18 protein-coding genes and 1 pseudogene are annotated in these 18,329 nt (G+C 74.3%); 7 read left to right on the top strand and 12 right to left on the bottom strand.

Annotated elements, in window-relative coordinates:
* Positions 1–50: 50 nt before the first annotated feature.
* Both paaK and AB0B55_RS03265 read right to left on the bottom strand, forming a co-directional pair.
* Positions 51–1,358 (bottom strand): phenylacetate--CoA ligase PaaK, encoded by a 1,308-nt coding sequence (gene paaK, locus AB0B55_RS03270; protein WP_357118383.1) that lies wholly within the window; start codon positions 1,356–1,358, stop codon positions 51–53.
* Between the two features lie 67 nt (positions 1,359–1,425).
* Positions 1,426–1,875 carry a MarR family transcriptional regulator gene (locus AB0B55_RS03265; protein ID WP_357118380.1) on the bottom strand — a complete coding sequence of 150 codons (450 nt, stop codon included), beginning with the start codon at positions 1,873–1,875 and terminating at the stop codon, positions 1,426–1,428.
* A gap of 137 nt (positions 1,876–2,012) precedes the next feature.
* Here AB0B55_RS03265 and AB0B55_RS03260 point away from each other — a divergent pair, with 137 nt between their 5' ends.
* The 7 genes from AB0B55_RS03260 to AB0B55_RS03230 all read left to right on the top strand — a co-directional run bounded on the left by AB0B55_RS03260 (position 2,013) and on the right by AB0B55_RS03230 (position 8,545).
* Positions 2,013–3,236: an MFS transporter gene (locus AB0B55_RS03260; protein ID WP_357169963.1), complete on the top strand. Its 1,224-nt coding sequence runs from the start codon at positions 2,013–2,015 to the stop codon at positions 3,234–3,236.
* A 140-nt stretch (positions 3,237–3,376) separates the two neighbouring features.
* Positions 3,377–4,135, top strand: a complete 759-nt coding sequence (locus tag AB0B55_RS03255) for a class I SAM-dependent methyltransferase (protein WP_357118373.1) — start codon at positions 3,377–3,379, stop codon at positions 4,133–4,135.
* A gap of 75 nt (positions 4,136–4,210) precedes the next feature.
* Positions 4,211–4,687 carry a CrcB family protein gene (locus tag AB0B55_RS03250; RefSeq protein ID WP_357169959.1) on the top strand — a complete coding sequence of 159 codons (477 nt, stop codon included), beginning with the start codon at positions 4,211–4,213 and terminating at the stop codon, positions 4,685–4,687.
* Complete coding sequence (gene crcB, locus AB0B55_RS03245; protein ID WP_357169956.1) at positions 4,684–5,046, top strand: fluoride efflux transporter CrcB; 363 nt, start codon at positions 4,684–4,686, stop codon at positions 5,044–5,046. Before AB0B55_RS03250 ends, crcB begins: the two co-directional genes overlap by 4 nt.
* Before the next feature lie 147 nt (positions 5,047–5,193).
* Positions 5,194–5,718: a PadR family transcriptional regulator gene (locus tag AB0B55_RS03240; RefSeq protein WP_357118364.1), complete on the top strand. Its 525-nt coding sequence runs from the start codon at positions 5,194–5,196 to the stop codon at positions 5,716–5,718.
* On the top strand, positions 5,715–6,395 hold the full coding sequence (locus AB0B55_RS03235; RefSeq protein WP_357169953.1) for an ABC transporter ATP-binding protein: 681 nt from the start codon (positions 5,715–5,717) through the stop codon (positions 6,393–6,395). Before AB0B55_RS03240 ends, AB0B55_RS03235 begins: the two co-directional genes overlap by 4 nt.
* On the top strand, positions 6,392–8,545 hold the full coding sequence (locus AB0B55_RS03230) for an FtsX-like permease family protein (protein ID WP_357169950.1): 2,154 nt from the start codon (positions 6,392–6,394) through the stop codon (positions 8,543–8,545). The genes AB0B55_RS03235 and AB0B55_RS03230 overlap by 4 nt, the downstream gene beginning before the upstream one ends.
* Before the next feature lie 33 nt (positions 8,546–8,578).
* On the opposite strand, the pseudogene AB0B55_RS03225 reads toward AB0B55_RS03230, so the two are convergent.
* The 10 genes and pseudogenes from AB0B55_RS03225 to cobO form a co-directional block, all read right to left on the bottom strand.
* A pseudogene (locus tag AB0B55_RS03225) lies at positions 8,579–9,472 on the bottom strand (sirohydrochlorin chelatase); the annotation flags it as partial.
* A complete protein-coding gene (locus tag AB0B55_RS03220; protein ID WP_357169947.1) occupies positions 9,469–10,065 on the bottom strand; it encodes a precorrin-8X methylmutase in 597 nt (198 codons plus the stop codon). The gene AB0B55_RS03220 and the pseudogene AB0B55_RS03225, both read right to left, overlap by 4 nt.
* The gene (locus AB0B55_RS03215) at positions 10,062–10,253 is read right to left on the bottom strand and encodes a 4Fe-4S binding protein (RefSeq protein ID WP_357169944.1); all 192 of its coding nucleotides are present in this window, start codon (positions 10,251–10,253) and stop codon (positions 10,062–10,064) included. The genes AB0B55_RS03220 and AB0B55_RS03215 overlap by 4 nt, the downstream gene beginning before the upstream one ends.
* The gene (gene cobJ, locus AB0B55_RS03210) at positions 10,241–12,100 is read right to left on the bottom strand and encodes a precorrin-3B C(17)-methyltransferase (protein WP_357169941.1); all 1,860 of its coding nucleotides are present in this window, start codon (positions 12,098–12,100) and stop codon (positions 10,241–10,243) included. Before cobJ ends, AB0B55_RS03215 begins: the two co-directional genes overlap by 13 nt.
* Positions 12,097–13,494, bottom strand: coding sequence for a precorrin-6y C5,15-methyltransferase (decarboxylating) subunit CbiE (cbiE, locus tag AB0B55_RS03205; RefSeq protein WP_357169938.1), 1,398 nt, complete (start codon positions 13,492–13,494; stop codon positions 12,097–12,099). Before cbiE ends, cobJ begins: the two co-directional genes overlap by 4 nt.
* Positions 13,491–14,642, bottom strand: coding sequence for a cobalt-precorrin-5B (C(1))-methyltransferase (locus tag AB0B55_RS03200; RefSeq protein ID WP_357169935.1), 1,152 nt, complete (start codon positions 14,640–14,642; stop codon positions 13,491–13,493). The genes cbiE and AB0B55_RS03200 overlap by 4 nt, the downstream gene beginning before the upstream one ends.
* Positions 14,639–15,463: a precorrin-4 C(11)-methyltransferase gene (gene cobM, locus AB0B55_RS03195; protein WP_357169932.1), complete on the bottom strand. Its 825-nt coding sequence runs from the start codon at positions 15,461–15,463 to the stop codon at positions 14,639–14,641. The genes AB0B55_RS03200 and cobM overlap by 4 nt, the downstream gene beginning before the upstream one ends.
* Positions 15,460–16,233: a precorrin-2 C(20)-methyltransferase gene (gene cobI / locus AB0B55_RS03190; protein ID WP_357169929.1), complete on the bottom strand. Its 774-nt coding sequence runs from the start codon at positions 16,231–16,233 to the stop codon at positions 15,460–15,462. The genes cobM and cobI overlap by 4 nt, the downstream gene beginning before the upstream one ends.
* Positions 16,230–17,588 (bottom strand): cobyrinate a,c-diamide synthase, encoded by a 1,359-nt coding sequence (locus tag AB0B55_RS03185; RefSeq protein ID WP_357170567.1) that lies wholly within the window; start codon positions 17,586–17,588, stop codon positions 16,230–16,232. Before AB0B55_RS03185 ends, cobI begins: the two co-directional genes overlap by 4 nt.
* Complete coding sequence (cobO, locus tag AB0B55_RS03180) at positions 17,588–18,199, bottom strand: cob(I)yrinic acid a,c-diamide adenosyltransferase (RefSeq protein WP_357169926.1); 612 nt, start codon at positions 18,197–18,199, stop codon at positions 17,588–17,590. Before cobO ends, AB0B55_RS03185 begins: the two co-directional genes overlap by 1 nt.
* Between the last annotated feature and the right edge of the window lie 130 nt (positions 18,200–18,329).

Raw genomic sequence — 18,329 nt, 5'->3', positions numbered from 1 at the left:
CGATCCTAGGTCGACACCGGCCGACCCGTTGTCCCGCTGACCGGACGGGGTCAGCTGGCCCGTCGCTGGTCGACGATACGGCGCATCTTGCCCATCGACCGCTCCACCGCGTCCGGGGCGAGCACGTCCACAGTGACGCTCACCCCGATCGTGTTCTTCACCAGCTCCACCAGGGCGGCACCTGCCCGCTCGGCGGCGTCCACGGCCACGTCGGCGCGTCGCTCAACCCGTACGGTGAGGGTGTCCAGCCGGCCCTGCCGGTCCAGGACGCACTGAAAGTGCGGCGAGAGCTGGGGCGTCCGCAGGATCAGCTCCTCGATCTGGGTGGGGAAGACGTTCACCCCCCGCACGATCATCATGTCGTCCGTCCGGCCGGTGATCTTCTCGATCCGGCGCATGGGGCGCGCGGTGCCGGGCAACAGCCGGGTGAGGTCGCGGGTGCGGTAGCGCACGACCGGCATCGCCTGTTTGGTCAGCGAGGTGAGCACCAGTTCGCCCTGCTCGCCGTCGGGCAGCACCGCGCCGGTGACCGGGTCGATGATCTCCGGGTAGAAGTGGTCCTCCCAGAGGTGCAACCCGTCCTTGGTCTCGACGCACTCGGTGGCCACGCCGGGGCCCATCACCTCGGAGAGCCCGTAGATGTCCAGCGCGTGGATGTCCAGGCGCTGCTCCATCTCACGGCGCATGTCCTCGGTCCACGGCTCCGCGCCGAAGATGCCGACCCGCAGCGAGGTGCTGCGCGGGTCGACGCCCTGACGCCGCATCTCGTCGACGATGGCGAGCATGTAACTGGGCGTCACCATGATGATCTCGGGCTCGAAGTCGCGGATCAGCATGACCTGCCGTTCGGTCATGCCACCGGAGACCGGGATGACCGTGCACCCCAACTCCTCGGCGCCGTAGTGGGCGCCGAGGCCGCCGGTGAAGAGCCCGTAGCCGTACGCGACGTGCACCCGGTCGCCGGGTCGTCCGCCGGAGGCGCGGATGGACCGGGCCATCAGCCGGGCCCAGGTGCGCAGGTCGTCGCGGGTGTAGCCGACCACGGTGGGTCGGCCGGTGGTGCCGGAGGACGCGTGCAGTCGGGCCACCTGCTCCCGGGGTACGGCGAACATGCCGAACGGGTAGTTGTCGCGCAGCTCCGCCTTGCCGGTGAACGGGAAACGGGCCAGGTCGGCGAGGTCCCGGCAGTCGTCGGGGTGCGCTCCGACGGCGTCGAAGGCCCGGCGGTAGTGCGGCACGTTGTCGTACGCGTGCCGCAGCGACCAGCGCAGTCGCTCGCGTTGCAGGGCGCGCAGCTCGTCGACGTCGGCGCGCTCGATCGGCTCCAACTCCTGGAGCGCCGGGGTGCGGTCCTGCATCGCGTGCCTCCCTTGGTGCGGCGATCCCGGGTACCGTACGCCCGCCGTCGTCAGCCTGACCGGGCGGTCAGCGGACGGCCGGCAGCCGGTGCAGGGCGTCGACCAGTGGGGCCAGCTCGGGGGTGGCGTGCGCCTCGGCGAGCGCGTCGGTGAGTACCCGGTCGTGGGTGGGTCGGGCGCGGGCGAGCAGCTCGGACCCGGCCGGGGTCAGCTCGGTGTAGATGCCGCGCCGGTCGTCGGCGCAGAGGATGCGGGTCAACAGTCCGCGCTGCTCCAGCCGGGTGACGAGGCGGGTGGTGGCGCTTCCGGAGAGCGCGGCGGCGCGGGCGAGTTGGCTCATCCGCATGTGCCAGCCGTCCTGCCGCGAGAGCGCGTCGAGCACCGTGTACTCGACGACGGACAGCTCGTGGCCGGCCTGCAGCGCCCGTTCCAGGGACGCCTCGATGAGCCCGTGCAGGGCGGCGAGGGTGCGCCAGCCCTGGGCGCGGATCTCGACCGCGTCGTCGGCGATGCCCATCTCGGCCTCCTCGATGTGATCTGACCTGGAGCCCAGGCTACCACGCTTGCGCTTATATAGAGCGTGTGCAAGCATCTCGTTGTCAACGCGTGTAGTTGCACACGCTGCACATCCGACCCCTCCCCGATGGGATGACCATGTCCGCACGCCAACAGTCCCTGCCGCCCGGCCTGATCGCGCTGGCCATCGGCGCCTTCGGTATCGGCCTCACCGAATTCGTCATCATGGGATTGCTGCCCGAGGTGGCCGCCGACTTCGCGGTCACCGAGCCGGTCGCCGGCTGGCTGATCTCCGGCTACGCGCTCAGCGTGGCCGTCGGCGGAGTCGCCCTCACCGCGGCGGTCACCCGACTGCCCCGTAAGCCCGTACTGCTCGGCCTGATGGTGCTCTTCATCGTCGGCAATCTCCTCTCCGCCGTCGCGGGGAACTATCCGGTGATGATGGCCGGTCGCGTCGTCGCCGCGCTCTGCCACGGCGCGTTCTTCGGCATCGGCGCCGTGGTGGCCGCCGGCCTGGTCGCGCCGGCCCGTCGCGCCGGCGCCATCGCCATGATGTTCGCCGGACTGACCATCGCGAACGTGCTCGGCGTACCCTTCGGCACCTTCCTCGGGCAGCACTTCGGCTGGCGCTCCACGTTCTGGGCGATCACCGCCATCGGCGTGGTCGCCCTGATCGGGTTGGCCGTGCTCATCCCGGCCCGCGACACCGCCGACACCGACCGCCCCGCCGGCGGCCTGCGCGGCGAGCTGGGAGCCTTCACCCACACCCAGGTCTGGCTGTCGCTGGTGATCACCGTCCTCGGCTTCGGCGGGATGTTCGGCGCGTTCACCTACATCGCCTACACCCTCACCGAGGTCAGCGGCTTCGCCAGCGGCACGGTGCCGTGGCTGCTCGTCCTCTTCGGGGTGGGCCTCTTCGCCGGCAACCTGCTCGGTGGCCGGGCGGCCGACCGGTCGCTGTCACGCACGCTGGTCACCGTCCTGGCGGCGCTCACCGTGGTCCTCGTCGGCTTCGCGCTGACCGCGACGAGCCCGACCCTGACCATCGTCGCGCTGGTGCTGATGGGTGGGTTCGGCTTCGCCACCGTCCCGCCGCTGCAGATGCGGATCATGCACTACGCCCGCCAGGCACCGACCCTGGCGTCCGGCGCGAACATCGCCGCGTTCAACCTCGGCAACGCGCTGGGCGCCTGGATCGGCGGGGTGACCATCGCCGCCGGGTTCGGCTACACCTCGCCGATCTGGGCCGGCGCCGCGCTCACCCTGGCCGGGCTGCTGGTCCTCGTCGGGGCGCTGCGGCTGGCTCGGCGGAGCGAGCCGGCACCGACGGCCGACACGGAGGTGGCGGAGACGGCGGCCTGACCGCCGGGACGACGACGCCGGGTCGGGCGGTTGCCTGACCCGGCGTCACCTCGATCATCGCCCTGCCATCTTCTCGCAGTTGCAAAAGATGTGCAACAAGGTCTGGACAACACTCCGGTGCTGTAACTAGCCTTTTTCTTATGAGTCCTTACATCACCGATCCCTGGGCATGGCAGGAGAGCTGGGACCGCCAGCAGGAGGCGTACCTGCCGGACCGGGAACACCGCTTCACCGCCATGCTCGACACCGTCGACGCGGTCGTCGACGGTCGACCGCCGCGCGTGCTCGACCTGGCGGGTGGCACCGGGACCATCTCGCTGCGCACGCTGGCCCGCTTCCCCGACGCCGAGGTGACCCTGGTCGACCTCGATCCGGCGCTGCTCGCCATCGCCCGCGCCTCGCTCGGCGGACGCGCCACGATCGTCACCGCCGACCTCGGCGCCCCCGACTGGCACGCCGCGCTCCCCCATCGCGACTACGACGCCGTCCTCACCGCCACCGCCCTGCACTGGCTGCCGGCCGACCGGCTCGGGCAGCTCTACGCCGAACTGCGCGACGTGCTGCGCCCGGGCGGCGTCCTCGTCAACGCCGACCACATGCCCGACGACGCGCTGCCGGCGCTGACCAAGCGGCTCCTGGATCGGGCACGTGACCGGCGCGAAGCCCGCTACGCCGCCGGCTCGACGCTGTCCTGGTCGGACTGGTGGGCCCGCGCCGGCGCCGACCCGGCGCTCGCCCCGCTGGTCGCCCAGCGGCAGACGATCTATCCGAGTGGGCACAGCCCCGAGTGGACCCCGCCGGTCTCCTGGCACCTGACCGCCCTCACGGCGGCCGGCTTCGACCAGGTCGGCACCCTCTGGCGAGGCGGCGCGGACGCCGCCGTCGCGGCCGTACGCTGAGGCTGACACGCGCGGCCGCCGGCGTCCGTGAGCCGTACGCGGACACCGCCGGCGGCGGCAGTACGCTGAGAACCCGTGGCAGAGCCGCTGGACCCGCGCACCGACCCAGACGTCGACCTCCGGGTGCCCGCCGACCGGGGTGAGCTGACCGCGCACCCCGCGGCGATCGTCGCCGCCATCGCGGCGGGCGGCGTGCTCGGCGCGCTGGGCCGGGCCGGGCTGCAACACCTCGCTCCGCACGCGTCGACCGGCTTCCCGTGGGCGACGTTCGCCGTCAACACGTCCGGCTGTCTGCTGATCGGCGTGCTGATGGCGGTGCTCGGGCACCTCGGCGGCGGGCACCCCCTCGCGCGCCCGTTCCTCGGGGTCGGGATTCTCGGCGGCTTCACCACGTTCTCCACCTACGCGGTCGACATCCAGCAGGCGCTGGTCGCGGGCGCCGCGGGCACCGCGCTGACCAACCTGGCCGCGACGCTGCTCGGGGCGCTCGTCGCGGTCGCGCTGGGTGACGCCGTCACCGCCCGACTGCTGAGCGGCGCGGCGGCCCGATGACCGTCCTGCTGATCGCCCTGGGCGCGGCCGTCGGCGCTCCCCTGCGCTACCTCGCCGACCGGGCCGTGCAGTCCCGGCACACCTCGGCGTTCCCCTGGGGCACGTTGACCGTCAACGTGGTGGGCTCGCTGCTGCTCGGCGCTCTCGTCGGCGTACCGGCGGGTCCGGCGGTCAGCGCTCTCGTCGGCACCGGATTCTGTGGGGCGCTGACCACCTACTCGACGTTCAGCTACGAGACGCTGCGGCTGGCCAGGGGCGGTCGCCGGCTGTTCGCGCTGGCCAACGTGGCGGGCAGCGTCGCCGCCGGGCTCACCGCGGCCAGCGCCGGCTACGCCCTGACCCACGCCCTGACGGCCTGACCCGCAAGGAAGGGCCCGTTACTAACGCTATGCGTTAGTAACGGGCCCTTCCTTGCAAACACCCAGCACACCCCCGGACCAGGAGCGCGACGGCGAGCACCCCGAGGGTATATACGCGAGGTATACCCTCGGTGTAGTCTCCTGGGCATGAGCGTGCCACTGACCCTGCTCGGTCTCCTCGAACGAGAACCCAGCCACGGCTACGACCTGAAGCGCGACTACGACGCCTTCTTCGGCCGGGGCAAGCCACTGCCGTTCGGCCAGGTCTACTCGACCCTCAGCCGGCTCGCCCGGGACGGAAAGGTGGTGATCAGCGACGTCGCACCCGGCGCGGGGCCCGACCGCAAGCGCTACATCATCACCGACGTCGGTGCGACCGAGGTCGAGCAGTGGTTGACCCAGCCCGTCGACCCGGAGCCGCACCTACAGACGGTGCTCTTCGCCAAGGTCGTCCTCGCGCTGATGCTGGACCGGCCGGCCGCCGACTACCTCGACACCCAGCGCAGGGCGCACCTGCACCGGATGCGCGAGCTGACCGAGATCAAGCGCGCCGGCAACCTGGTCGACGCGCTCCTGGCCGACCACGGCCTCTACCACCTGGAGGCCGACCTCCGGTGGATCGAGATGACCGGCGCCCGACTGGACGCCCTGCGCAAGGAGGTGCGGCCATGAGCGTCGTCATCGAAGCCCGTAACGTGACGTTCGCCTTCGGACAGACGCCCGCCCTGCGGGGTGCAACCATCAGCGTCGACACCGGCGAGATCGTCGCGATCATGGGGCCCAGCGGCTCGGGCAAGTCCACCCTGCTGCACTGCCTGGCCGGCATCCTGGTGCCCGACTCCGGCGCGATCCTCTTCGACGGGGCACGCGTCGACGCCATGGACGAAAGCCGGCGCAGCGGTCTGCGCCGGGACCGGTTCGGCTTCGTGTTCCAGTTCGGCCAACTCGTCCCCGAGCTGACCGCCGTGGAGAACGTCGCGCTGCCGTTGCTGCTCGACGGCGTACACCGCAAGCAGGCGCTGCCGAAGGCGAGCGCCTGGTTCACGCGCCTCGGCCTGGACGGCCTGGAGCAGCGCCGCTCCGGCGAGCTCTCCGGCGGGCAAGCGCAACGCGTCGCCCTGGCCCGCGGCCTGGTCGCCGAGCCGCAGGTGCTCTTCGCCGACGAGCCGACCGGCGCGCTCGACTCGCTCACCGGCGAACAGGTGATGGACCTGCTGGTCAGCTCCGCCCGCGAGCAGGGCACCACAGTCATCCTGGTGACCCACGAGGCGCGGATCGCCGCGTACGCCGATCGCGAGGTCATGGTCCGCGACGGGCGCGTGAACGCGCCGGAACGGATCGCCTCATGATCCGCTTCGGCCTCCGCCTCGCCGTGGCCGGTGGCCGGGAGGCACTCACCCGCCTGCTCGTCATCGCCGCCGCCGTCGCGATCGGCAGCGGGCTGCTGCTCACCACCCTGGCCGGGGTCAACGCCGTCAACGCCCAGCTCACCCGGTACGCCTCGATGTATCCCAACGCCTCGGCCGGCGACGTCGACCCGCTGTGGTGGTCGACCCGTCAGGACTACTTCCGTGGCAAGCAGATCATCCGCATCGACGTCGCCGCGACCGGCTCGACGTCGCCCACCCCGGTCGGCGTCCCGACCGTCCCCGGCTCCGGGGAGTTCTACGCCTCGCCCGCGTTCCGCGATCTGCTGGCCGCCCACCCGGCCGCCGAACTGGGCGACCGCTACCCGGGGCGTAACCTCGGCACGGTGGGTCCGGCCGCGCTGACCTCGCCGGACACCCTGCTCATCATCGTGGGCGGCACCCCCGACCAGGTCGCCGCTCTGCCCGCCGCCAAGCAGGTCACCAGCGTCGGCGACACCCCCGCCCTCCCCGAGACCACGGTGGACCTCATCCTGGGCGTGATCGCCGGCGGGTTGCTGTTCCCGGTGCTGATCTTCATCGGCACCGCCACCCGGCTCAGCGCCGCCCGCCGGGAGCAGCGCTTCGCCGCGATGCGCCTGGTCGGCGCGACGCCCCGGCAGATCTCGACGGTCGCCGCCGTGGAGGCGACCGCCGCCGCCCTCGCCGGCACCGCCGTCGGCTTCGGTCTGTTCTACGCCTTCCGCGACCCGCTCGCGGGCATCCCGTTCACCGGCATGCCGTTCTTCCCCAGCGACATGTCCCTGGGCGTGCTGAACATCCTGCTGGTGGCGCTCGGCGTCCCGGCCGGCGCGGCGCTGGCGGCCCAGATCTCGCTGCGCCGGGTCCGGATCTCGCCGCTGGGCGTCACCCGACGGGTCACTCCCCGCGCCCCACGCGCGTACCGGCTGATCCCGATGGTGCTCGGCGTCGCCGTGCTGCTCTTCGCCCTCGGCTTCAAGCCCGCGACGTCCGACGGCCAGACCGCGGTGTTCCTGCCCGGCCTGCTGCTCATCATGGCCGGCCTGGTCCTCGCCGGTCCCTGGCTGACGATGGTCGGCGCGCGGGTGATGGCCCGGTACGCCAACCGTCCCGCCACGCTCATCGCCGCGCGACGTCTCGCCGACAACCCGAAGGCCGGGTTCCGGGCGATCAGCGGCATCATGCTCGCGCTGTTCGTGACGAGCGTGGCCGTCGGCGTGATCACCACGATCGTCGCCAACCGTGGTCCGGCGCCGGTGGGCTCGACCGACGCGGGCACGGTGAACACCGTCTTCGACGAGAAGGCGCAGTCGGTGCCCGACACGCTCTTCGCCGACCTGCACGCGATCAGCGGTGTGCGGTCGGCGACCGCCATCCGGGAGAACCCGGCGCCCACCGGCTCCGGCGAGGTCGGGGTGATCGCGTGCGCCGACCTCCCGAGCGCGTACGGCCGGTGCGCCGAAGGCGCGAGCGTCATCGAGGTGCCGATGGGCCTCAGCCGCTGGCGGGAGTCGGCATCGCCCGCGACGGTCTGGCCCGCCGCCTCGCTCACCCTCGACGACCTCCAACGGCTACCGGTGTTGTCGGTGGTCGTCGGCACGGACGGGTCCGCCACCGCCATCGAGGGCGTCCGCACCGTGCTGGAGGTCGCCTTCCCGACCTTCTGGGTGGGGCCGAACGTGCCCGGCGACTTCGAGTCGGACTTCGCCGACACGCTGCGCGGCTGGGAACAACTGGCCAACGTGATCATCGTGGCCAGCCTCGCGCTCGGCGGGTGCAGCCTCGCGGTCAGTGTGATCGGCGGTCTCACCGAACGCCGTCGACCGTTCAGCCTGCTACGCCTCAGCGGCGCCCCGGTACGGGTCCTGCGCCGGGTGGTGGCGCTGGAGAGCGCCGTACCGATGCTCGCCGTCGCCGCCGTCGCCATCGGGATGGGACTGCTCGCCGGGCACCTGTTCCTGCGGGCGCAGATGCACTACACGCTCGTCGCGCCGCCGCCGCGCTTCGCTCTGATCGTCGTCGTCGGCCTGGCTGCCTGCCTGGGCGTCATCGCCTCGACCATGCCGCTGTTGGAACGCGTCACCGGCCCGGAGACGGCCCGCAGCGAGTGAGCGTCAGGACCCGGTGGCCACCGCGATCGCCCCGTGCCCGTGGTGGTGGTGATGGTGGTGGCCAACCGGGTCGTCGGGGTGGTCGTGCGGTTGCTGCGGGCGGCCCACCTTGTCGGCGAAGCCGGGCATCAGGACCCGGTAGGCGCAGGTGTCGCAGTTCATCCGGATGTCCCCGCCCAGCGCCTCGTCGTAACGTTCGCGCACCAGGTCGGCGAGGGCGTCGCAGTCGCCGATCACGTCGGCGACGCGGACGTCCAGGTTGGGGTGGGCGGCGGCGAACTCGGCCGACTGGGCGACGATCCGGTCGGGCAGCACCCCGGCGAACAGGAAGTACGGCGCGACGACGATCCGCCGCGCGCCGAGCCGGCGCAGCCGTTCCAGCACCGCCGGCACGGACGGTTCGGCGAGGGAGATGAACCCGGGCTCGACGCCCGCGTACCCGCGCCCCTCCCAGAGCAGCCGGGCGACCTTGGCGACCTCGGCGTTGGCGTCCGGGTCGGTGGAGCCGCGCCCGATGAGCGCCACCCAGGTACCGGCCCGGTCGGCGTCCGCCGACGTGGTGCCCGCCAAGGCGGCGTCGATGCGCTCCTCGAGGGCCGTGTGCAGCAACGGGTGAGGGCCGAGCGGACGCCCGTAGCGGTACGTCAACCCGGGGTGCCGCTGCTGTTCACGGGCCATCGCGGCCGGGATGTCGCCCTTGCCGTGCCCGGCGCCGGTGAGCACCAGCGGCAGCGCGACCAGGTTCCGGTGACCGCGCCCGACGAGCGTGCCGACCGCGTCGGTGAGCGGCGGACGGGACAGCTCGATGAAACCGCCCTCCACGTCGCCGATCTCACCCCGACGGCGGACCCGCTCGACGAGCGCGGCGAACTGGTCGACCCCGGCCGCGCTGCGCGTGCCGTGCCCGACGATGACCAACCCGGTCATGACCTCTCCTCGCTGTAGAGCAGGGCATTGAGGGCGGCGGCGGCGACCGCCGAGCCGCCCTTCTCGCCCACGTTGGACACCCCGGGCAGGCCGCTGGCCCGCAGCGCCGCCTTCGATTCGGCCGCGCCCACGAAGCCGACCGGCAGGCCGACGACCAGCGCCGGGGCGGCGTCCAGGGTGAGTAGTTCGACGAGCGCGGTCGGCGCGCAGCCGACCACCCAGACCGCGCCGGGGCCGACCCGGTCCAGGGCGATCCGCACGGCCGCCGCCGAGCGGGTGATGCCGGCCGCGCGGCCCAGCTCGGCGGCGGCCGGCTCGGCGACCGGGCAGACGAGTTCCAGTCCGGCCCGGGTGATGCCGGCGGCGACCATCGCCACGTCCGTCACCACGGGTGCGCCCGCGCGCAGCGCGGCCAGCCCCGCCTCCAGGGCCACCTCGTCGCAGACCAGCTCGTCGACGTACGCGAGGTCGGCGCTGGCGTGCACCACCCGCTCGGTAACCGCCCGGGTCAGTGGTGGCAGGTGCGACAGGTCGACGCGCTCGCGCAGGATGCGGTACGACTCGACCTCGATGGGATGCACCGTCCGGCTCATCGGGCTCCTTCCCAGGGCTCGGTCACGCGGATCGCGTCGACCGGGCAGATCTCCAGGCACTCCAGGCAGCCGGTGCACCGGTCGGCGCGTACCGTGAGGCCGCCGGCGACCGGCCTGATCGCGTGCGTGGGGCAGGTCAGCAGGCACGCGCCGCAGCCCTGGCAGGCGTCGATGGTCACGAGCGCCACCGGTACCCCCGGGGTGTGACCATCCGCCCGGCGACCAGCCGGGTGTCGCTGTTGCCCACCACCACCACGCTGTACATGTCGACGATGGCCGCGTCGAGCGTGGCCACCGTCGCGAGGTGCACCCGCTCGCCGGGGCGGCTGGCGTTGCGCACCACCCCGACCGGGGTGTCCGGCGGCCGGTGCGCGGCGAGGATGCCGAGCGCCTTGCCGAGCTGCCAGTCGCGGGCGCGGCTGCGCGGGTTGTAGAACACCGTCACGAAGTCACCCTCGGCGGCGGCGCTCACCCGCCGCTCGATGACCTCCCACGGAGTGTGCAGATCGGACAGACTGACGTAGGCGTGGTCGTGCCCGAGTGGCGCGCCGAGCAGCGCCCCGGCGGCGAGGGCGGCGGTCACCCCGGGCACGCCCACCACGTCGATCCGCTCGTCGGCGTACTCCAGGGCGGGGCTCGCCATCGCGTACACCCCGGCGTCGCCGGACCCGATGAGCGCGACCGCGCGGCCGGCGGCGGCCTCGGCCACGGCGGCCCTGGCCCGCGCCTCCTCCGCGCCGAGCGAGCTGGCGAGCACCCGGGTGCCCGGCCGCAGCACGTCGCGGACCTGGTCGACGTACTGGTCCAGGCCCACCACCACGGCCGCGCGGCGCAGCTCCGCCACCGCCCGGGGAGCGCGCAGGTCGGCCGCGCCCGGCCCGAGACCGACGACGGCGAGCCGGCCGCGCGGCGCGTGCCGCGCCACCGCCACGGTCGCCATCGCCGACGCGGTCTTGCCCACCAGCAGCGTCGCGTCGCCGGCCCGGCCGTCCGCGCCGAGCAGGGCCGCGGCCTCCGCGACGCTCGGCGTGCCGACCGCCGCCCGGACCACCTCGCTGGGGTGCGGCACGTCGACCGCGGCGAGGCGCGTCGCGGGCCAGGTCACCAGGGGTACGCCGAGCGCGTCGGCGGTGCTGCGGATGCCCGCCTCGTCAGCCTTGATGTCGGCGCTGGCCAGGCAGCTCAGGCTCGCCGGGTCGACGCCGGCCTCGGCCAGCACCCGGTGCAGCAGTTCGGCCACCTCGGCGGCCGGTACGCCCCGACTCGCCCCGACACCGGCGACCAGCGACGGCGGTCGCAGCACGGCGGTCCGCGCGTCGATCGGCACCACCCGATCGGTGACCAGCAGTCGGTAGTGACCGCCGGTCGCCTTCTCGTCGGCCGCGCTGCCGGTGACGCCCTCGTCGAACGCGCCTTCGACGAACGCGCCTTCGACGAACGCGCCTTCAACGGCCACGCCTTCGACGGACGTGGCCCCGGGGTGGCCGGCATGGCCGGCGCCGGCCTCGGGCTGGACGACGCGCACGTTCGGTGGCAGGGCGGGTAGCGGCCAGGCGGCGTCGGCGACCAGCTCGACCGGCTCACCGTCCAGGATGGCCCGGGACACCGCGGCGACCGCGCCCCGCACGGGCCAGCCGAGGGTGTCCAGCCCGGGCAGCCCGACCGCGTCGGTGGCGGTGGTGACCACCGGTTGGGCGTCCAGTAGCGCGCCGACCCGCTCGGCGAGGTCGTTGCCGCCGCCGGCGTGACCGCCCAGCAGCGCCACCGAGTGCCGGGCCGCCTCGTCGACGACCACCACGGCCGGGTCGGTGCGCTTGTCGCCGAGCAGCGGCGCGAGGACGCGTACCACCGCGCCGGTGGCCAGGAACGCGACCACCGCGTCACATTCCGCCCAGGCGGCGCGTAGCGCGTCGGCGACGCCGTCGCCCTCGACCAGCCGGGCGTGCGGCCAGGCGGCGGCCAGGATGTCGGCGTGCCGCCGACCGGCGGCGGTGGCCGCCACCAGGCCGATCCGCGCCGGAGTGTTGTCGTTCACGGGCGCTCCCCGGTGAGGACGACCACCGGGTTGGTGGCCGCGAGACGGATCGACCCGCCGGGCAGGTCGGCGAGGCGGGCGGCGGCGAGCTGGCTGCCCTCGACCCGGTAGCCGGCGGCGCGCAGCAGCGCCACCGCCGGCGCGACGCGATCCAGCGCGGCCAGGGTGAGCACGATCCGCTCGGGGCGGCGGGCCACCACGGCGGCGAGGACGTCGACGCCGCCGCCACCCACGAAGACCGCGTCCGGTTCGGGCAGACCATCAAGCGCCGTCGGGGCACGCCCGACGACGATCCGGACGTCGACGGCGTGCGTGGCGGCGTTCTCCCGAATCGTCGCGGCGGACGCCGGGTCCTGCTCGACGGCGAGCACGGCCGCGCCGAGTAGCGCGCACTCGATGCCGACCGAGCCGCTGCCCGCGCCGACGTCCCAGACGAGGCGACCCAGCCGGGGGCGCAGCCGCGCGACGACCAGGGCACGCACCTCCGACTTGGTGATCATCGAGTCGCGGTGGGCGTACCGGCTCTCCGGCAGCGCCCAGCCGCCGACCGGCGCGGCGGCCGGCTGGTTGTCGACGCGCATCCCACCGACCGCGACGGGTTCGGGAGCTGGCGCGGGCACGGCCCGCGCGGGCGCAGACACGGGCACGGCTGGCTCGGACACGGCGGGCACGGGCACGGCGGGCACGGGCACGGCGGGCACGGGCACGGCGGGCTCGGACACGGCGACGCTGAGCAGGACGTGTGGGTCGGGCCAGGTGCCGGCGGCGGCTTGCGCAGGGCTCATCTCCCGCACCCGTTCGGCGTCGGTGCCGAGGTTCTCGGCGACCAGCAGGCGTCGGGACCAGCCGACGAGGCCGGCGCCCACTTCGGCGGCCCCGGCCCCCGGCGCGGTGAGGACCGCGACCAGCGGCAGCGCCCGGCAGGCGTTCAGCGCCGGTCGGAGGTCGCGGCCGTGCGCGGTCACCACGGCCGCGCCGTCCCAGGACAGTCCGGCGCGGGCGAACGCGGCGGCCACACTGGACACCGCCGGCACCACCCGCAGCGGCAGCCCGGCCGCGCGCAGCCGCCGGACGATCCCGAACAGGCCGGGATCGCCGCTGGCCAGCACGACGGCCGGCACCCGGGCGTCGACGGCGTCGGCCAACCGGCGCAGGGCCGGGGCGAGCGGTCCGAGGACGATGGTCTGCGCGCTCCCCGGTACGGGCACCGCGGCCAGGTGCCGGGCCGCCCCGACCACCAGTCCCGCGCCGGCCAGCGCGGAGGCGAGGGCGGGATGCGGCGGCGCCCCGGCGGCGTCGAGCCCGACCACGGTCACCAGCGCGTCCGGGGATGCCACCGTCGCCGTCGCTTCGCTTGAGGTCACTCCGCCCACCAGCGCGTCCGGGGCGCTCATCGCGGCCACCGGCCGGACGAGGCGACGACCCGCGCGCCGGCGAAGTCGACCATCGCCACGTCCACGGTGACCGTCGGCCCGGCGAAGCGTCGTAGCACCGCCTGGACCCGTTGGCAGAGCAGGTCCCCGGCCGCACCGAGCAGGCCGGCCGCCTCCCACAGCTCGTACGCGTGCCGCCCGGTGTTGGCCTCGGTCACGGCGGCGACGAGCGCCGGATCGCCACCGGCGTCGGCGGTCACCGCGCCGAGCAGGGACAGGTCCACCGTGGAGCGGGTGTAGTGGGTCATCAGAATGCCGGCGGCGAGCTTGGCGAGCTTGCCGGCCATGCCGACGAAGACCACGCCGGTCATCGCGTCCTCGACGGCGGCGCTCACCGCCGCGCCGGTGAAGTCGCCCACCTCGACGAAGCACACCTCGGGCAGGTCGGGCAGCAGCGCGCGGGCGGCCCGCTCGGTACGCCCACCGGTGCACAGCACCACGGTCCGCTCGCCCTGGGCGGCCATGACGTGCACGGCCTGCACCACGCTGGCCCGCCAGGAGGCGGTGGAGAAGGGCCGGACGATTCCGGTGGTGCCGAGGATCGAGATGCCGCCGAGGATGCCGAGCCGCCGGTTGGTGGTCTTGCGGGCCATGATCTCGCCCCGGGGCACGCTGATGACCACGCGCACACCGACCTCGGTGAGGTCGACGACCTCGGCCACCGCCTCGCCGATCATCCGGCGGGGCGTGTCGTTGATGGCCGGTCCGCCGACGGCGAGCCCGAGGCCGGGTTTGGTGACGGTGCCGACGCCGGTGCCGCCGGCCAACCGCAGCCCAGGGGCGTCCGTGTAGTCCACGGTGGCGGTCAGCTCGGCGCCGTGGGTGACGTCCGGGTCGTCCCCGGCGTCCTTGACCACGACCGCCTCGGCGCGCACCGGTGGGCTGCCGGTCACCTCGCAGCGTTCCACCGGGAAGCGCACCCGTCGCCCGGCGGGCAGGCCGATCTCCACCTCAGGTTGGATTTCGCCGGTGACCAGGGCGGTGACCGCCGCCTTGGCCGCCGCGGTCGCGCACGCGCCGGTGGTCCAGCCGGTCCGTAGCGCGGTGGGCCGGACCTTCGCCGTACGCGGCAGGTCCGGCTCGCGCAGCGGCGGTTCGGCGTACGTCATGGGGTTTCTGTCTCTCCGGCGCGGGCGCGGCGCAGCTCGGCGCGGGCGGCCGGTTCGGCGCGACGGAAGGTGTGGAAGTGCCCCGGGTGGTAGAGGTGCGAGCGGGTGCCCGTCGCGGCGAGGGCCGGGCCGACCAGGAACAAGGTGTGTTTCCACAGCTTGTGCCGCTTGACGGTGGCCTCCAGGGTGCCGACCGTGCAGCGCACGACCAGCTCGTCGGGCCAGGTGGCCTGGTACGCCACGACGGCCGGAGTGTCCGCCGGGTAGCCGCCGGCCAGCAGTTCGGCCTGCACCTGCCCGGAGCGGGCGGCGGAGAGGAACAGCGCCATGGTGGTGCCGTGCCGGGCGAAGTCGCGGACCCGCTCGCCGGGCGGCATGGGGGTCTTGCCGCCTTCGAGGCGGGTGAGGATCACCGACTGGGCGACCTCGGGCACGGTCAGTTCCCGCCCGACGATCGCGGCCACGGCGGTGAACGACGACACCCCGGGGACGATCTCGACGGCCAGGTCGAGCGCCCGGCACAGGTCCAGTTGCTCCTGCACCGCGCCCCAGAGGGCCGGGTCGCCGGAGTGGATGCGCGCCACGGTCAGCCCCTGCGCGGCGGCCCGCTCGTAGAGCGGCAACACCCCCTCGATGGGCAGTTGCGACGAGTCGACGACCTTCGCGTCGGGGCGGGCGTGGTCGAGCACGTCGGCGTGCACCAGGCTGGCCGCCCAGATCACGACGTCCGCCGTGGCGATCACGCGGGCGGCCCGCAGGGTCAGCAGGTCCGCCGCGCCCGGGCCGGCGCCGACGAACCACACCTTGCCGTCGCTGGTCACAGTTTTCCTCCTCGGTACGCGCGCCGGGCGGGGACCAGCAGCGTGGACAGGTACGGCAGGTCGGGCCCGGCGTCGTCGACCGGGCCGATCCGTTCGCCGGGCAGGCCCAGGGCGCGCCCGAGCACCGCGTCGGGAAGGCGGTCCTGCCGGCGTAACTCGGCCAGCAGCTCGGGGTGCCGTCGCCAGCCCTTGTAGACGACCACGGTGCCCGGCCCGGCGAGGGCGTCGGCGAACGGCGCGAGGCCGGCGGTGGCCGGCAGCAGCGTGAGCGGTTCGCGTCCCTCCACGAGCGGGGTGCCGCTGCGCGCGGCCAGCTCCTGCATGGCGGTGACGCCGGGCACCGTCGCCACCCGCACGGCGGGGCGCAGGGCCCGCACGCTCTGCGCCAGGTAGCCGAAGGTGGAGTAGACGTTGGGGTCGCCGATGGTGGCGAAGGCCAGCGATCGCGCGCCCGCGTCGATCGCCTCGACGACCGTCCCGGCGGCCTCGTCCCAGGCCGCCGTGCGGCGGGCGGTCACCCCACCTCGATCGTCGAGGGCGAACGGCAGCCGGCGCAGCCGGTCCGCCGCGACGTAGGCCCGGACGGTCGCCTCGGCCCGTCCGGCGTCCGCGCCCGGCGGCGTCGGACCGGTCGTCGCGCTGGTCTCGGCCCGGTCCGCCATCACGGGTACGAAGACCACGTCGGCCTCGCGCAGGACCCGCACCGCCTTGACGGTGAGCAGTTCCGGGTCGCCCGGTCCGACGCCGACGCCGGTCAGCGTGGCGGTCATCGGGCCGCCTCGACCAGCCGGCGGGCCGCCGCGGGGTGCCCGGCCCAGTGGGTGTGCAGGTAGGAGGCGTGCACCCGACCGTCGACGAAGCCGTGCTCGGTGTCGTTCCAACGCCACGCCGGCGCCTTGCCGTGTCCGGGGTCGGTGGTGGTGCGGTGGAACTCGTGGCCGCGTACCGGCTCGCCCGTCCGGGCCACCGGTGAGTCGGTGACGGCGACGGCCTCGCGGTAGCCGAGGGTGAGCCGGCCGGTCATCTGGGCGGTCAGGTCCAGCCGCCCGCACATGGGTACGCCGTCCAGGGACCGCCCGAGGTAGAGCAGCCCGGCGCACTCGGCCACGATCGGCCCGTCGAAGTCGGCCAGCTCGGCGCGGAGCGTGCCGTTGCCCGCGAGGGCCTCGGCGTACGCCTCGGGGAAGCCGCCGCCGATGACCACCGCCCGGGTGCCGCTGGGCAGCGCCGGGTCGCGCAGCGGGTCGACGGTGACGATGTCCGCGCCGGCAGCCGTGAGGAGTTCGGCGGTCTCGGCGTACGAGAAGGTGAAGGCCGGACCACCGGCGAGCGCGACCCGTGGCCGCCCGACGCCGGCCGGCCCGCCGACGGCCTGGACCGGGTCCCAGGCCGGGGCGGTCAGCGGCCCGGCGCTGCGGGCCAGGTCGAGGACGGCGTCGAGGTCGACGGTGGCCTCGACCAGTTCGGCGAGCGCGGTGACGATGGCGAGCGATTCGGGGGTCCGTTCGGCGACCGGTACCAGCCCGAGGTGCCGGGCCGGCGCGGCGACCTCGGCGGCGCGGGTGACGGCCCCGAGCACCGGTACGCCCACCTCGGCGAGGGCGTCGCGCAGCAGCGTCTCGTGCCGGGGCGAGCCGACCCGGTTGAGGATCACGCCGCCGATCCGCACGGCGGGGTCGAACGCGGCCATGCCGAGGGTCAGCGCCGCGGCGGAGCGGCCCTGCGCGGTGGTGTCCAGCACCAGCAGCACGGGCGCGTCGACGAGCCGGGCGACGTGTGCCGTGGAGGCGAAGTCGCGCCGGCCCACCGCGCCGTCGTGCAGGCCCATGACGCCCTCCACCACGGCGATGTCGGCGGGCGTGGGGACGCTCGCGCCGTGCCGCAGCAGGCCGGCGATCCGCTCGGCCCCGACCAGGAACGGGTCGAGGTTGCGACCGGGCCGGCCGGCGGCGAGGGCGTGGTAGCCGGGGTCGATGTAGTCCGGGCCGACCTTGTGCGGGCTGACCGTGAGGCCGCGTCGACGCAGCGCGGCGAGCAGCCCGGTGGCGACCGTCGTCTTGCCGTGGCCGCTGGCCGGCGCGGCGACCACCACCCGGGGCAGCGACAACGGTTCGGCGGGGGCGATCACCACTCGATGCCCTTCTGACCCTTCTGACCGGCGTCCATCGGGTGCTTGACCTTGGTCAGCTCGGCGACCAGGTCGGCGGCGGCGACCAGGCGCGGGTCGGCGTCGCGACCGGTGATGACGACGTGTTGGAAGCCGGGCCGGTCGGCGAGGGTGGCGACCACCTCGTCGACGTCCACCCAGCCCCACTTCATCGGGTAGGTGAACTCGTCCAGCACGTACAGCCCGTAACGCTCGGCGGCCAGGTCCCGCTGGATCTGCCGCCACCCCTCCAGGGCGTCGGCGGCGTGGTCGGCCTCGCCGCCGCGCTGGATCCAGGACCAGCCCTCACCCATCTTGTGCCAGGCGACCGGCGCGCCCTGGCCGGTACGCTCGTGCACCTCGCCGAGCGCCCGGAAGGCGTTCTCCTCCCCGACCCGCCACTTGGCGCTCTTGACGAACTGGAAGACTCCGATCGGCAGGCCGGCCGTCCAGGCCCGCAGCGCCAGCCCGAAGGCGGCCGTCGACTTCCCCTTCATCTGTCCGGTGTGGACGGCGAGCAGCGGCCGATTCCGCCGCTGCCGCGTCGTCAACCCGTCCGCGGGCACGTGACTCGGCTGTCCCTGCGGCATCAGAGTTCCCCCCTCATCGTCAAGCCCCGCGCGCCCTCCGCGCCCCGCGCGCCTTCCGCGCCCCGCGCGCCCTCCGCGCCCCGCGCGCCCTCCGCGCCCCGCGCGCCCTCCGCGATCTTGCAGTTTCTGT

This window comes from Micromonospora sp. NPDC049107, assembly GCF_040648595.1.
Taxonomy (GTDB): Bacteria; Actinomycetota; Actinomycetes; order Mycobacteriales; family Micromonosporaceae; genus Micromonospora.
Note: the sequence above shows the minus strand (reverse complement) of the source record. Positions and strands in the feature narration are given on the sequence as shown.

Bases quoted from the DNA above. Each gene is read 5' to 3' on its own strand.
- paaK (WP_357118383.1), bottom strand. From the start codon at position 1,358: ATGCAGGACCGCACCCCGGCGCTCCAGGAGTTGGAGCCGATCGAGCGC.
- AB0B55_RS03265 (WP_357118380.1), bottom strand. From the start codon at position 1,875: ATGGGCATCGCCGACGACGCGGTCGAGATCCGCGCCCAGGGCTGGCGC.
- AB0B55_RS03260 (WP_357169963.1), top strand. From the start codon at position 2,013: ATGTCCGCACGCCAACAGTCCCTGCCGCCCGGCCTGATCGCGCTGGCC.
- AB0B55_RS03255 (WP_357118373.1), top strand. From the start codon at position 3,377: ATGAGTCCTTACATCACCGATCCCTGGGCATGGCAGGAGAGCTGGGAC.
- crcB (WP_357169956.1), top strand. From the start codon at position 4,684: ATGACCGTCCTGCTGATCGCCCTGGGCGCGGCCGTCGGCGCTCCCCTG.
- AB0B55_RS03240 (WP_357118364.1), top strand. From the start codon at position 5,194: ATGAGCGTGCCACTGACCCTGCTCGGTCTCCTCGAACGAGAACCCAGC.
- AB0B55_RS03235 (WP_357169953.1), top strand. From the start codon at position 5,715: ATGAGCGTCGTCATCGAAGCCCGTAACGTGACGTTCGCCTTCGGACAG.
- AB0B55_RS03230 (WP_357169950.1), top strand. From the start codon at position 6,392: ATGATCCGCTTCGGCCTCCGCCTCGCCGTGGCCGGTGGCCGGGAGGCA.
- AB0B55_RS03220 (WP_357169947.1), bottom strand. From the start codon at position 10,065: ATGAGCCGGACGGTGCATCCCATCGAGGTCGAGTCGTACCGCATCCTG.
- cbiE (WP_357169938.1), bottom strand. From the start codon at position 13,494: ATGAGCGCCCCGGACGCGCTGGTGGGCGGAGTGACCTCAAGCGAAGCG.
- AB0B55_RS03200 (WP_357169935.1), bottom strand. From the start codon at position 14,642: ATGACGTACGCCGAACCGCCGCTGCGCGAGCCGGACCTGCCGCGTACG.
- cobI (WP_357169929.1), bottom strand. From the start codon at position 16,233: ATGACCGCCACGCTGACCGGCGTCGGCGTCGGACCGGGCGACCCGGAA.
- cobO (WP_357169926.1), bottom strand. From the start codon at position 18,199: ATGCCGCAGGGACAGCCGAGTCACGTGCCCGCGGACGGGTTGACGACG.